This is a genomic window from Bdellovibrio sp. ArHS (genome assembly GCF_000786105.1).
Taxonomy (GTDB): domain Bacteria; phylum Bdellovibrionota; class Bdellovibrionia; order Bdellovibrionales; family Bdellovibrionaceae; genus Bdellovibrio.
The window spans coordinates 59,917-73,262 of the sequence record NZ_JTEV01000025.1 but is presented as its reverse complement, the minus strand read 5'-3'; the positions used below and the strand labels follow the sequence as shown (position 1 = coordinate 73,262).

The window sequence follows — 13,346 nt, the reverse complement described above, 5'->3', positions numbered from 1 at the left end:
CATTATGGGTTTACGCCACCACGTTAACGAAGTTCTTAAGATCAACCCTGCGCCTTCACCATGGCCGCGTATGGTGGTGTGCTCTATTGCCACAACAGTGCCTTTGCTTGTCGGCGCCTTGACAGAACAACTGCCCCTTTCCATTTTTGGCGCTCTGTTCGGATTTCTTTTAGTCCTAAATGACCACCTCGGCTCGTTAGGGCATCGACTGTGGGTGATCACGTTGACTTTTTTTTGCCTTCTTGCGGGTCTTCTTTTGGGGATTCTGACTGGCGGTGAAAAAACTGTTCTGATTCCTCTTCTTTTGGCGCTGACATATTGGTTGGGCTTGATTTCAACTCAAGGAGCGGAACTAGAACGGGCTGTTTTATTTTCTGTGTTTCAGCTTTTAGCCGGTGCTTATTCTCCCGCCGTGGGCCAACATCTCACAATCAGTGTGAGCTACGCTTTTTTAGGATATCTGTGTGTGATCGGAGTTCTTTCGGCGCTGGTTTTTTTAAGACGTCATGAGCCCAACCCCTTTGCCCGACTGCGCGAAACTTTCAAAAAATCTTTGACCAAAGAAAAGCACCGTCATTTGTACGCTTTGACTTTTTCCTTGGCCGTTTTAATCACTTTGCTTGTTGTCGATTACTTCGAGATGAGTCACGGCTACTGGGCCGTGGGTACGGTTCTGATCATTATGCGACCCGACGCCAAAGCCAGCATCTATCGCATAATTCAAAGATTCTTTGGCACTCTGGTCGGAGTGCTTGTCGCCGAGTTGATCATTCTTTCGGTCCACTCGGCCTGGATTGCCATCCCTGTAATTGGTCTGATCAGTTTTTGGGGGCCGTGGTCCCTGAGCCGAAGCTATTGGCTGGGCTCGGCCATGATCGTCACGATGTTGTTAGTGCTCTTGGATTTACCAAGCATTCAGACTGGGGACTTGCATACTCCGCTGATTCGGCTGCAAGCCACAGGGATCGGCTGTCTGTTCGGGCTTATGGGAGTGGTGATGGCGAATCCGCAGGTTTTGTGGCGAGACAACCCGCCACAAGGCTGATTACTTCTTGAGCGCTCCGATATATTTTGGATTCAGCAAGTTTTCGAGAGAAAAAATCTGGTCCAATTGTGCTTGGGTCACGACACCTCTTTCCAAGGCGACTTCAGCGACACTTCGTCCCGTCTGGGCACAGATTTTACCGATCTTATCCCCTTCTTCATGACCGATGATAGGATCTAGAAAAGTCACGATGCCAATGCTGTTCATGACGTAGTCGCGACAGCGATCAGTATTCGCGGTAATTCCCACGACACATTTTTCCTGCAGCGTGATGCACGCCTGAGTCAGCAGATTGATGGATTCAAAAATACTGGAAGCAATCACCGGCTCCATGACGTTCAACTGCAGCTGTCCTGCTTCTGCAGCCAGCGTGATCGCCAGATCATTGCCCATCACTTTAAAAGCGACCTGATTCACCACTTCGGGAATCACGGGATTGACTTTGGCGGGCATGATGGAACTTCCCGCCTGCATTTCGGGAAGATTGATTTCTTTCAATCCCGCACGCGGGCCTGAACTTAACAAACGCAAGTCATTGCAAATCTTCGAAAGTTTCACGGCCGTTCTTTTCAACGCGCCCGAGATGATGATGTAAGCACCGCAATCACTGGTGGCCTCGATAAGATCTTCGGACTGCACGAAGGGGTAGCCTGTCACTTCCGCTAATTTTTTGACAGCCAAGGGAGCATAACCCTCGGGAGCATTGATGCCTGTGCCAATGGCAGTGGCCCCCAGATTCACTTCCAGGATCAACTTCTGCACCGTTTTAATAAGACGGCTGTCTTCTTTCAACAAAGTGGCAAACGCATTGAACTCTTGGCCCAAAGACATCGGAACCGCATCCTGCAACTGTGTGCGACCCATTTTTAGCACATCTTTGAATTCCCGACCTTTGGTTGCAAAGGCCTTCGCCAGTTCTTCAATGGCTTTTTCCACGACCGACAGATGCTCATAGAGCGCCACCCGAAACGCCGTGGGATACGCATCATTCGTCGACTGACATTTGTTCACGTGGTCGTTGGGATTGATCACCGCGTACGTTCCTTTTTCCAAACCACGTTTTTCCAAAGCAATATTGGCAACCACTTCGTTGGCATTCATATTGATGGACGTCCCCGCGCCCCCTTGAAAAATATCCGAAGGAAATTGTGCGCCCCATTTTTTTGGATCCTGTAAGATCACGTCGCAAGCTTCCACGATGGACTGAGCAACGTCCGATGTAAGAGTGCCTAATTCTCCGTTGGCAAGAGCACAGGCTTTTTTCACCAATGCCAGACCGCGAATGAAAAGAGCGTTGGCGCCGATGGTTTGCCCGGAAATTTGAAAGTTCTCGATCGCGCGCACGGTGTGCACACCGTAATAAGCGTCTGCGGGAACTCGTTTTTCTCCTAACAAATCTTTTTCAACACGATACTTTTGCATAACTCACCTACTTTTTGATGTGCAAGACTTCGCCGTGCTTCAGCACACGGAAAGCTTCGGGTTCGATATTCATTTTCTGAAGAGCTTTTTTTAACTCTTCAGGAGGCGCGGCCATCGCTTCATCACTTAAACGAAACGTCCCCCAATGCACCCCGATGGACAATTTAGAACGAAGGTCCAAGTGTATTTGCGCGGCCCCTTCGGGGTCCACATGCTGCTTTCCCATAAACCATTTCGGTTCGTAGGCGCCGACAGGAATCAAAGAGATATCCATGGCCCCGAAGCGGTTGTAGATATCTAAAAAGTCTTTTGAATAACCGGTGTCGCCGGAATAAAGAACCTTCAGGGAGGGCCCCTGCAAATACCAGCCGCCCCATAAAGTTTTATTCCCATCCCAAAGACTTCTTTGACTCCAATGTTGTGCGGGCGTGAAAGTGACCGTGACGTTTTTGATTTTCACATTTTGCCACCAATCCAACTCTTTGACGTTGGCAATGCCCTCAGATCTTAGCAACGCCTCCAACCCCAAAGGGACCAAGAACAACAAGGCCTTGTCATTCTGCTTTGCCAAAGTTTTCACCGTCGCTAAATCCAAATGGTCATAGTGGCCATGTGAAATCACCACCACATCCAGGGGCGGCAGTTCTGCGATGGGAAAGGGTAAGGCCACTTGCCGTTTCGGGCCTAAGAAACTCAAGGGGGAGACCCGGTCTGAAAAAACCGGGTCGATAAGAATATTCAGCCCCTCCATCTGCAAAAGAGCTGTTGCGTGACCAATCCACGTCAACGTCGAATCTGTGCGATTTCGTCGCAAATAGGCCGTGTCCGTTTTAAGCACTTCCGGTTGAAAAGGAGGCTCGGTCGGCGCCTTGCTGGTCAAACGTTCCCACTGCCACTTCCAGAAGCTGGCTTTAGGTGAATTATCATAGTTATTATAAAACTGTGTTCGTCCACGATGGGGCTTGTTCGGATCATAGTATTTGAAACTTTGACATCCCGAAAACACAAGAATCCCCGCCAGTGCGATTATTGACCATTTCATAAGGCCACAATCTCACACTTTACACTCTCTGTCATATGGGGATGTGTTGCCTTGCGCGCTATGAAATATTAGGACTGAGTCCTGACACTTCGATACAAGGAAACACCCGTGATTCGTGAATATTGGAAGCAGCAAAGCACATCGCAGAAAGTCACAATTCTATTCATCCTGGCCTTAATTTTCCGAGCTTTCTTTTCGTTAAGCATTGGCTTGATTGACGATGAGGCTTATCACTGGTCGTGGGCGAAATGGCTGCAACTTTCCTACTTCGATCATCCGGGGATGATTGCGTGGCTTGAGGCGATCACAACCCGTCTTTTCGGCGACACCTACCTTGGGGTGCGGCTTCCGGGTTTCTTGTGTTTTATCGGAATCACCGTTCTGCTTTACAAACTCACCAAAGATCTTTTCCAGGACGAATGGGCCGCCATCTTCGTCGGTTTTATTTTGCTTTGGTCCCCGTTTTGGGGCTTCGGTGGTTATGTGGCGTCTCCCGAGCCGCCCTTCATGCTGTGTTGGGTTGCTGCGGCTTACGTCTTCTGGCAAGGCGTGCGCGAAGACGACCAACGTTGGAGCACGAAAAAAACCTGGCTTTGGTTAGGCGTTCTAATGGGCCTGGGACTGAATTCCAAATTCATCATTGCCCTGCTGGCACCGGGCTTTGGACTCTATCTTTTGACGACACCTTCGCGTCGTAAGGATCTTCTGACGCCTTGGCCCTGGGTGGGCTTCTTCATTGCCACCGCGCTTTGCTCTCCTATCTTTATCTGGAACATCATGCACGACTGGCCAGGATTCAAGTTCCAGTTCCACGATCGTCACCAGGGCTCCAGTTTTAGTTTTAATCGTTGGTTGGTGTTCTTCGGTGCGCAGCTTTTATTCGCAACACCCTTCTTGTATGTGATGATCGTTCTGACCTTCCTCACGTCGCTGATTAAATTCAAAGAGGCACGCTGGCGATTTTTGTTCTGCTTAACGGCCCCTTCTTTTGTCGTCTTTTATCCCCAACCTTTGTGGGCGGAATACAAACCGCACTGGAGTGGCGCCGCTTACACGTTGTTGTTGATGGGTGCAGGATTCATTTGGTCTCAAGGTCTTCGCTGGGGTTCAAAACGCGTCGTTAAGGCGCGCAGTAAAGTTTATACCTGGGGCATATTGGGTTTCTTCATTCCGCTCGCACTGATTTCTTACACACCGTTTGCCTACCCTTGGGCTCCGAAAGTGTATAGATTCTTTAATCCTTCGGGAGAATGGCAAACCACTTGGGACTTCAGCAATGAATTTACGGGTTGGGAAGATCTTGGCCGCTATGTCAACCGTCGCCAGCGCGAAATTCACGCCGAGAGCGGTCGTAAACCTTTTATCGCGGCTCATCGCTATGAAAACACGGCGCAGACCACGTGGGGCACAAAACAAAAAGTATACATGCTCAGCTCCACTCGCAGTCACTACACCGTGATGCAGTCGGAAGAAGAGATGAACAATCTTAAGGGTCAAGACGCCATCTTCGTCAGCACAGAAAAATATCCTGCGGACCCTATGGAGTGGGCAAAGTGGGACGCCTGCCATAAGGAAACTTTAAAGACCTTCCGCCACGGCGAACACGCCCGCACGTTTAATATTTATTACTGCACCAACTTCCAAGGAATTACGCAGTAATAAAAACAACTCAAAAGGTGAGTTCAGAATTTCTGAGCTCACCATTTTCGTTTTTCGGGATTTAATTAAGAACGTACTCGATAGGAACTGTGAAGCTCCAGGATGTTTTTTGAATTTCCTGAGGAAACGGTTTCACCCCATTGATGCTTCTGACCAATTCATGTGCCGCTTGATTCAAGGATTCGTAGGGGCTTTTTTCGATCACTTCACTGGCCAGCAAAGAACCATCCGCAGCCAAGGTAAAGCGCATCGTCACAATTCCCGTCTGCCCCATCTTTTTGGCCATCGCGGGATAACGTTTACGGCGCTCTAGCAGTTTTTTAATTTCGTAAAGATACCGCTCTTCCGGAGAAACCTCTTGGCCATGAGCCACGCCTTCCCGACCTTGCAAAGCTCCCCGGTCAGAGGTCCCCGCCAGCGAACCTGCGGTTTTTTCCGTAGCGGGAAGAGATGAAGCGACCTCGTCCACTTTGTCATTTTTAAGTGCAGGTGCCGCGGAATCCTCTGCGACTACTGCCGCCTTCATTTTGGGAATTTTCAAAGACTTTGTCGAGGCTACGGAAGGTGCCGTCCCACCTTGCCCGTACATCAACTCAACACCTAAAGGCAAAGGTGCGAGCTGTGGAGCCGCCATCGCCAAACCCAGGATAAAAAAACAGGCGTGCAAAAGCACAGAAAGTGCCAAGGACTTGTTTATATTTAAAGAAAAAGAAAATGACTTATTCGGCATGGGTCACCCAGCGTTATAAGTTCTTCCTGAATAAAACTCAATGCCGCCGAGGGCCTGATTCCTTAAAGCCTATTAGTTCGACTTGAGGTCGCCAATTGAAAATAAAGTGAAAATAATCGTTGGTCGTGGGTGGCTCATTTTTGTACGTGTCCCCTGCTTTCACCAAAGCGACTCAGAATGTAGGGCATATCTCTTCGGGTGACACAAAGACGCACCGATAAAACTTTAGTCCATAGGGGGATGTCATGTCCAAGTATCTGAAAAAATCCGTACTCCTTTTCGGCCTGGGAGGCACGCTGATCGCCGCCTTTCAAAACTTTACGGGAGCCACGCTGCCCTCACGAGAATTACGGATGCAAGCGGGGGAACAGAAAATTCTTATGCAAACGTCGCAAGGGCCGCGCACTTTTTCTATCTTTGTTCCGCCGAACTATTCCCAAAATTTCTATAAGAAGAACTCTTTGCTACTGGCTTTTCATGGTGGTGAAGGAACCGGTGAAAACCTGATGGCACAATTAGGGTCTTTAAAGACTCTGGCGATAAAAAATCAAATGATTGTTGTCTATCCCGATGGTCTTTATAAAAATTGGGCGGATGGACGTGGTGTCACCGAACCTGATGTGAATGGCATCAACGACGTTAAGTTTGTTCGCGAATTAATCTCTTTCTTGAAGACGAAGTTTTTCATCTCGTCGACGCAGATCTATGCGATGGGCATGTCCAATGGCGGAATCTTTTCTCACCGCCTGGCCTGCGAGGCCTCTGACATTTTTGCCGCCATTGGATCGGATGTAGGACCGATGGCTACGAATATTCTGTCTTCGTGCCAACCTAAAGAGCCCGTTTCCGTCGTCGCCATTCAAGGACTTGATGATCCGCTCATTCCCTATGTGGGTGGTTATAACACCAATCCGCTGACTAAAAATTTAGGCGATGGCGGAAGTTTTGCTTCGTGGAATCAGACCTTCACAAATTGGAAAGCTGACAACGGCTGCCTGGGCGAGCCTCAGGTTTCTTATCTGCCGTTGAAAGTTCAAGACGGGACCAGTATTCAAAAATGGCGCTACAATTATTCTCAGTGCCGGAACATGGCCGAAGTCGATTATTATCTGGTGAAAGGGATGGGACATGTTTGGCCGCCCGGGGCTCCGCCTTTAAAACTTCAAGGCAATACGTCGGGAAATATTGATGCGACTCAGGTCTTCGTCGACTTCTTTATGAGTCACAAGAAAACCTACCGCCAACTGGAGTTTCAATCAGAGGTCCACTTTTTCCATCAGGTCGGACAGTTGGAGCGTTTGGGCTGGTCTGTGGCCCGTGGACAAAACGCCGGCTATTTGAACTACGGCCCCTATGTTGAAGTCGGTGCTAATAAGACCCAGGCACTTTTCTATATGATGATCGACAATCACCAGGGAATTCCTTGCGCTTATAATCCTAGAAACTGCTCTTTGTCCATGATCCCGGCGAATGAGCCCGTCGCCAATCTTGACATCTATGATGCCACCAGCGGAGAGATTTTAGCCAGCAAACAAATTAAGCGTCGGGACTTTGCAGCTTCCAGAACCTATCAAGCGCTGACCTTGCCCTTTTCTTCCGTGGGCAGGGAAAACCATCTGATCGAGTTTCGTGTATACAGTTATGGTAGCGCTTCGCTGAATGTCGATGGGGTTATCGTGAAATAGGCCGAGCAAAGGAACTCCTTCCTGGCGAAGAAGTTCCTGGCCTCTACTGATCAAATATCTTTTTCTTCCGTGTAAACCAGGCTCACCAGACACTGCTCGTTCTGAGCAGCGTCGCCGCCACCTTCGATCAGTTGCTGAGAGCGGATTTGCTCAAGATGCTCAAAAAGCTTTGGCAGCAAACTTTTGGGCAGCCGAAACTCCCGGATTTCCGCCCCGAAGGCGACTTGTTTAATCAGTCGCTTCTCTATTTCGTTGGCCTGGCGCGGGGTGGAGGTTTTTAAATAATCTTTTGTTTTCTCCTCTGAAAATCCCAGCGCTTTACACAACTTAAGTAAGTTGATGCGGGAGATTCCCCGGTCTCCGCGCAGAATTTTACTAAGCACGGAAGGGTCCATCTTGAGATCTCGGGCGAAAGCTCTCAAAGAATAGCGATGATTGGCTTCTCTTCTTTTATCCAGAATCTCTTGTAATTCTCTGACAATTTGCCTTTTCATTATTGTGCGTCCTTGAGTTCTGACACAATAATAGGTATCAATTCTTGCGAAATTATTGCGAAAACTGATATCTTTGAAATCCACCCACAGTAGGAACTCGACTTGGCACGAATCGGTATTGTCGAAGATGATAAGAGTATTGCAGCTACGCTCACGATCAACCTGCAGAGCTTTGGTCACACTGTGGATCATTATGATTCAGCGGAAAGCTATCTTTCTAAAGGCCTCGCCCACAACCACAATCTCCTGTTGCTTGATTTCAATTTACCACAAATGAACGGCCTGACTTTATGCGAACATCTTAGAAGCTTGTTCCCGGATACTCCGATCATTATACTGACCGCGAAAGTCGATGAAATGACCGCGGTGAGCTGCCTACAAGCGGGCGCCCACGACTTCATTAGAAAACCTGTGGGGTTTCACGAACTCCGGGTGCGAATAGAAAAATATTTAAAACCCCTGACAGAAATGAATCTTGGAACAAATGATTTCGCTCTGAACACGGATGAACTCACCTGCACCTATAAGGGTAAAAGCATCGAGTTCACACGCACAGAATTTAAAATTCTAGAAATTCTTTTGAAAAACCCCAGTCGCATCATCAGTCGCACGGATCTCGCTTCAAGATTAGATCCTCATGGACAGATTCTGGATCGAAGTCTTGATTCGCACATTTCCCGACTAAGAGCCAAACTGAAATCAGCGAATGTGGACGAATTAGAGATCTCTGCTGTCTACGGTATCGGCTACAAAGCGGAGTGGCTTCATGATTAAGTTTAAAATGCCGACGCTCACCATCGGCATGATTTTATCTATTGTCGTAGCTTTGGTTTTTTCTCTGCTGACCGGGATTATTATCAGTCGTCTTCTCAACCACTTGCGCGAAAGAACCTACTTGGCTGTTGCCAAAGTCATGACGGAAAGCCCGGACTTCGAACACAATCTGCAAAAAGTCACTCAATACATCGTTCCCTCTTCTCGTTCTGAATACCCCATATGGGTTTTTGATCCACATGGAAACATCAGATTTACCAATAGAACAGAGCCTCCCTCCGAAATTCTCATGGCGCATTTTCACGAGATGTCCGACGCGCCGAAAAATACTTACAATGAAATCATTTTGAGCTTAAATCCGTTCACAACGAGATATGTCTTGGTCAATCCCGCAGACTCAGACCTGATTGTCGGCTTTCGCGACGATCGAAAAGGCCCGATCGTTCGTTTGAGTGTTATTGTGGTCACTGCGGTTTTCATTTCTTGCTTCTTTGTGTATCTGGCCTCGATCGCTGCGATGATTTTCTATTTAAAGCGAAAGTCTTTGATGATCGACAAAACCCTTATGGAGATCGAAAAAGGAAATCTTTCTGCACGAGTTCCCCTTTCCAAATTCGACCGTTCTTCAGGGCTGATTCCGATCTTCAATCAAATGGCAGATAAGCTGCAAGTTGTCGGCGAAAAACTTCGGACTTATGAGCAAGAAAGACTGCTCGTTTTACAAGAAATAGCCCATGATCTGCGAACGCCTCTGACAAGTCTGACCGGTGCGTCTGAAACCTTGATGTACTCGCAGAACTTGCCGCCAGTTTCTCAGAGGAATCTTCTGAACGTCATCTCCGGAGAGTCTCTTTACCTGAGCAAACTGATTGAAGATTTGTTTTTTCTGGCAGAGATTCAAGCACGTCGAGGACCCACGACGGAAACGATCAATCTGGCCGATCTCGTCAATATCGAGATTCAAAAGCTGCAGGCGACCTCGTCCCATCTGCCGACGATTCATGTTCAAACCAAAAACTATGCCGGCGCTTTGTTAAAAATAGATTCTGTTCTGGCAAAGCGACTTATTTCCAATCTTCTTGAAAACGCCCTCAATGCCAAAGCACGAACTATAAATATTGAAGTCGCGGAAAAAAAGAGACTTCTTCTTCTTAAAGTTTGGAACGATGGTCAGTTACCCAGCGAGGAGCAGATTCGGCAATACGGACAAAAAAAGAAAAGCCGTACTTTTACGGCCGACGGTTTCAAAGGTTCCTTGGGGCTGGGTAGTGTGATTGTTCGTTCCATCGTAGAATCCCATCAGGGACATCTCAGGTTGCGGACGACGACTTCCCCGGAAGGCTTTGAGGTGTCTGTGGCCTTTCGCTTGTCTTAAGCTTTTTAATAATAAGGAATCTCGACCACGGAGCGAATGCCATGACGACTTGTGATCACGGACACGACTTTCCGAAGAGCATCAATGGTCTTCCCTTGTTTTCCCAGTATGTAGCTGAAGTTGTTCTTCGAACATTCCACTTTGTAAACGGTGGTGCGTTCTCCCTTAGCGAAAGAAACGCTGACATCATTCGGTTCCGGCACTATTCGGCGCAGTAAAATCTCAAGCAACAGACCGGCTTCTTCACGAACCAGGTCTTCTTCTCCGGGCACAGCAGGAGTCGCTTCCAGATTTCTGGCGCTCGCGGATTCCGTAAAGAGTGCCTTTCTGACTTTAACAACGTTCAACTTTCCGGTGTCTGACATAAGCGAACTCCCTTTTCTTAAGATTAATAACCTCTAAGAAATCCGGAAAGACCAATTTAAAACACTTTCTCACTTTCTGTGTCTGCCTCTGTCCTCGTGAAGACATATAAGTCGGGCAAAAAGCAGACACAGCCAGATCTTTTTTAGGGATCTTGAACCGTCACAGCTCCCGCTTCAATGCTCACACTTCGATTTCCCACCTGAATATTCCACTTTCCCGAAGTCTTTGTTGCTGACGCTGTTAACGTTGAACAGCCGATATTCAGCAGAACGACAAACTCGGCATTGGTTGTTCTTGTCGCATTATAAAACTTTCCATGCCACTGAGCGGCCCCTCCATTGGACGGGTTTTCGGTAAAGATATTATGCTGAGAAAACTGCACGCCAGGTCCAGCAAGCACATCGATACAAAGAGTTTCACTGCCATTGGTGATCTTAGCCTGAGTATTGTTCGAAGAGGTCATCTGATTGAGCGCATGAATATTCCACTCCCACTGACGGGCCGTTGTCGATGCCAGGTCGTCATACACCACCACCAAATTCGGACGTAAATAGACCAGAGTTCGCTTGGCTTTCGATAAAGCTCCATCATAGGCAGATGTCGCATCACCGCTGACAATGTCATAGGTTGGGGTGTGCTTGAATAAAGTGACGTCCCCTGATCCCATTTTATTATTCACTTCATAGAAGACCTGTCCCTTGCCGTCGTCATAGGTCACGGCATTTTTCGCCTTCGTCGTATGATACCACTTCAGCCAATGCGGCGTTTTATAGTCGTCATAGTAACCTGACTCGATGGCCAGTCTTTTGCCTCCCGAGTTGATGACAAAACTATTTTGATCCGCGTGGCTGTGATTAAAAGCGCCATAAGGCTTTGGACTGGATTTAAAGTACACCGAGGTTCTGGCAAGATTAGACAGATCACTATGCATTGCCACCTGCCCGATGGACTTCAACCAAAGCGCGTGGGGTGTTCCTTCAGGGAAAGGCTGAGTTCCGGTAAAATCGGCAGGAGGCGCCAAGAGGTATTCGATACGAGTCCGATCCTCTCCACTGATTTTAGACATGTGCCAGCGGCCCAAGGGTGATGGCGAAAAAAACGTGTAACCTTTTCCGTATCGCGCCTGCTGCTCGCCTTGATTCCGTTCAAACCCGTCACCGAAAACTGTCGTGAACTCTGACATTCCTGGCGGCGTGAAGTAAGCGAAATAACGACCCCAGTTTCGAATCCACGGTTTTTGCGCCACATCGATTCCTGTTCCGTAACGAAGTTGGTAAAGCGATGGCAACATTTCACCGACATCCCAATTTCCCTGAGTCGCCGCGTTGGCAAAACCACCGTCTTCGTCCGCCCAAGGGTTGATCGCGTTCACCGCCTGAGGAAGCGCATTCGTAAACCAGGTATTCGCCTCGGGAAGATCGCCGACCACCAGCGACGCAATAACAGCGACGATAGTTAAAGTCTGATTGCCGTGAGAGTCGCGGGGATTGACTGAGATTCGCGAGCGTGTCCCGATAATATCGTTATACATCAACCCATTGCGCGCGATCAGCATCGCCAAAATCTGCGACCGTTGTGCGGAAGTCAGGCGCGAATACAGCCAATCGTATCCCACCGCCACAGTCCAAGTCAGGTATCGAGCCGCCATATCTGTCCCGGCCGGAAGAGAATATTTCGTCGGGCCATTCGGATCCCACGACGCCAAATTCATGACTCTATTAATCGCATCGTTACAATAACTGGTCTGCCCGCTGAAAACACAGGCCTGCAAAGACGCCAGGGCATATTTACTGTAGTTAAAACAATCCGTCGCCGTCGTTCCTGGATTGGGAAGAGTTTGCGAAAGACGGCTGTTGACCTGACTTAACAGTGAATTGATCGCGGACTGTCGCTGCGTCTTCATTAACTCTAAAGTCAATGCCTCAGGCAACGAACGTGGATGCGTTTTCGCGGATACTGTACTTAATAACGTCGAGATATTCGGAACTACAAACGGTTTCGAATTCGCATCGACGATAAATTTTCGGGGCGCGCTGGTCACGCCGGCTGGATTTTTAACCACCCATGAATAAGTTCCCACTGGCAACACTTCATCCCAATTCAACCAGTTCTGAGACGCATTCAAAGTCTTCGTTGAACCATTGGGATAAGTCAGGGTCACTTGATAGCCCCCGGATGTCGCGACGTCAGGCCAACGGAAATCCGGCGGCGTTTGCTCGACGGTGTTACAATCTGTAGGCCGCACGACTTGCGCCAAAGCATTGCCACTAGCCATCCAGTCCTGAACTGTGTTCGGCGTACAAACTACAACGGGAGCAGGCTCACTCTCGGGAGGAGGATTTTCCGTTGTTGGCGGCACTTCCGGTTCCGCGGGCGGTTCTGGCGACGGCGGCGTTTCCGGTACCGGCGCAGGAGTTGGCGTTGGAGTTGGCTCCGGCTCTTGCACAGGCGGTGGCTCCTCCACAGGAGGAGACTCTGTCGGCGTCGGAGGTGTTTCATTTTCCTCGGGCGGTGGCTCGCTCGCGGGGGGCGCTGGCTGAACTGATCCTGGAGGTGTGCCCACCGTGGAAGGCGGAGGCGCACTTGATGAAGGAGGCGGCGCCGGAGAAACCTCGGGAGCCTTTTTTGATGCCTGAATTTCTTTGCCGCCGGAACCGAATTCGCAAGAAGCCGTTAAGAAGGCGGTCGACACCAAGATTATCGTACGCAGATGGAATAAATTAACCGGACTCATCACTTCTCCTTATTGAGATT

Annotated in this window: 11 protein-coding genes; 5 read left to right on the top strand and 6 right to left on the bottom strand. The window is 48.8% G+C overall.

The annotated features are described in order from the left end of the window. Positions 1-4 precede the first annotated feature (4 nt). Positions 5-1,045, top strand: a complete 1,041-nt coding sequence (locus OM95_RS13620) for an FUSC family protein (RefSeq protein ID WP_041874880.1) — start codon at positions 5-7, stop codon at positions 1,043-1,045. Here the strand turns inward: OM95_RS13620 and aspA are convergent, their stop codons facing one another. Both aspA and OM95_RS13610 read right to left on the bottom strand, forming a co-directional pair. Then, positions 1,046-2,467: an aspartate ammonia-lyase gene (aspA, locus tag OM95_RS13615; RefSeq protein ID WP_041874878.1), complete on the bottom strand. Its 1,422-nt coding sequence runs from the start codon at positions 2,465-2,467 to the stop codon at positions 1,046-1,048. 7 nt (positions 2,468-2,474) lie between these two features. After that, positions 2,475-3,509, bottom strand: a complete 1,035-nt coding sequence (locus tag OM95_RS13610) for an MBL fold metallo-hydrolase (RefSeq protein WP_041874877.1) — start codon at positions 3,507-3,509, stop codon at positions 2,475-2,477. Between the two features lie 108 nt (positions 3,510-3,617). Between OM95_RS13610 and OM95_RS13605 the strand changes: the two genes are divergently transcribed. Next, positions 3,618-5,168: a glycosyltransferase family 39 protein gene (locus OM95_RS13605; RefSeq protein WP_291516406.1), complete on the top strand. Its 1,551-nt coding sequence runs from the start codon at positions 3,618-3,620 to the stop codon at positions 5,166-5,168. A gap of 61 nt (positions 5,169-5,229) precedes the next feature. Here the strand turns inward: OM95_RS13605 and OM95_RS13600 are convergent, their stop codons facing one another. Continuing rightward, entirely contained in the window at positions 5,230-5,898 is a 669-nt protein-coding gene (locus tag OM95_RS13600) for an energy transducer TonB (protein WP_041874874.1), read from the bottom strand. A 245-nt stretch (positions 5,899-6,143) separates the two neighbouring features. Between OM95_RS13600 and OM95_RS13595 the strand changes: the two genes are divergently transcribed. Continuing rightward, on the top strand, positions 6,144-7,583 hold the full coding sequence (locus OM95_RS13595; RefSeq protein ID WP_041874872.1) for a hypothetical protein: 1,440 nt from the start codon (positions 6,144-6,146) through the stop codon (positions 7,581-7,583). A 50-nt stretch (positions 7,584-7,633) separates the two neighbouring features. Here the strand turns inward: OM95_RS13595 and OM95_RS13590 are convergent, their stop codons facing one another. Continuing rightward, positions 7,634-8,077 carry a helix-turn-helix transcriptional regulator gene (locus tag OM95_RS13590; RefSeq protein WP_041874871.1) on the bottom strand — a complete coding sequence of 148 codons (444 nt, stop codon included), beginning with the start codon at positions 8,075-8,077 and terminating at the stop codon, positions 7,634-7,636. Positions 8,078-8,179: 102 nt separating this feature from the next. Here OM95_RS13590 and OM95_RS13585 point away from each other — a divergent pair, with 102 nt between their 5' ends. Further along, positions 8,180-8,851 (top strand): response regulator transcription factor, encoded by a 672-nt coding sequence (locus OM95_RS13585; RefSeq protein ID WP_041874870.1) that lies wholly within the window; start codon positions 8,180-8,182, stop codon positions 8,849-8,851. Further along, positions 8,844-10,226, top strand: coding sequence for a sensor histidine kinase (locus tag OM95_RS13580; protein WP_041874868.1), 1,383 nt, complete (start codon positions 8,844-8,846; stop codon positions 10,224-10,226). The genes OM95_RS13585 and OM95_RS13580 overlap by 8 nt, the downstream gene beginning before the upstream one ends. A 5-nt stretch (positions 10,227-10,231) precedes the next feature. Here the strand turns inward: OM95_RS13580 and OM95_RS17370 are convergent, their stop codons facing one another. Both OM95_RS17370 and OM95_RS13570 read right to left on the bottom strand, forming a co-directional pair. After that, the gene (locus OM95_RS17370) at positions 10,232-10,591 is read right to left on the bottom strand and encodes a KH domain-containing protein (protein ID WP_291516404.1); all 360 of its coding nucleotides are present in this window, start codon (positions 10,589-10,591) and stop codon (positions 10,232-10,234) included. A 143-nt stretch (positions 10,592-10,734) separates the two neighbouring features. Continuing rightward, complete coding sequence (locus OM95_RS13570) at positions 10,735-13,326, bottom strand: heparinase II/III family protein (RefSeq protein WP_041874867.1); 2,592 nt, start codon at positions 13,324-13,326, stop codon at positions 10,735-10,737. Positions 13,327-13,346 lie beyond the last annotated feature (20 nt).

What these genes read in the sequence shown, in the direction of transcription:
- OM95_RS13620 (WP_041874880.1), top strand. Translation starts at nt 5, where the DNA reads ATGGGTTTACGCCACCACGTTAACGAAGTTCTTAAGATCAACCCTGCG.
- aspA (WP_041874878.1), bottom strand. Translation starts at nt 2,467, where the DNA reads ATGCAAAAGTATCGTGTTGAAAAAGATTTGTTAGGAGAAAAACGAGTT.
- OM95_RS13610 (WP_041874877.1), bottom strand. Translation starts at nt 3,509, where the DNA reads ATGAAATGGTCAATAATCGCACTGGCGGGGATTCTTGTGTTTTCGGGA.
- OM95_RS13600 (WP_041874874.1), bottom strand. Translation starts at nt 5,898, where the DNA reads ATGCCGAATAAGTCATTTTCTTTTTCTTTAAATATAAACAAGTCCTTG.
- OM95_RS13595 (WP_041874872.1), top strand. Translation starts at nt 6,144, where the DNA reads ATGTCCAAGTATCTGAAAAAATCCGTACTCCTTTTCGGCCTGGGAGGC.
- OM95_RS13590 (WP_041874871.1), bottom strand. Translation starts at nt 8,077, where the DNA reads ATGAAAAGGCAAATTGTCAGAGAATTACAAGAGATTCTGGATAAAAGA.
- OM95_RS13580 (WP_041874868.1), top strand. Translation starts at nt 8,844, where the DNA reads ATGATTAAGTTTAAAATGCCGACGCTCACCATCGGCATGATTTTATCT.
- OM95_RS17370 (WP_291516404.1), bottom strand. Translation starts at nt 10,591, where the DNA reads ATGTCAGACACCGGAAAGTTGAACGTTGTTAAAGTCAGAAAGGCACTC.
- OM95_RS13570 (WP_041874867.1), bottom strand. Translation starts at nt 13,326, where the DNA reads ATGAGTCCGGTTAATTTATTCCATCTGCGTACGATAATCTTGGTGTCG.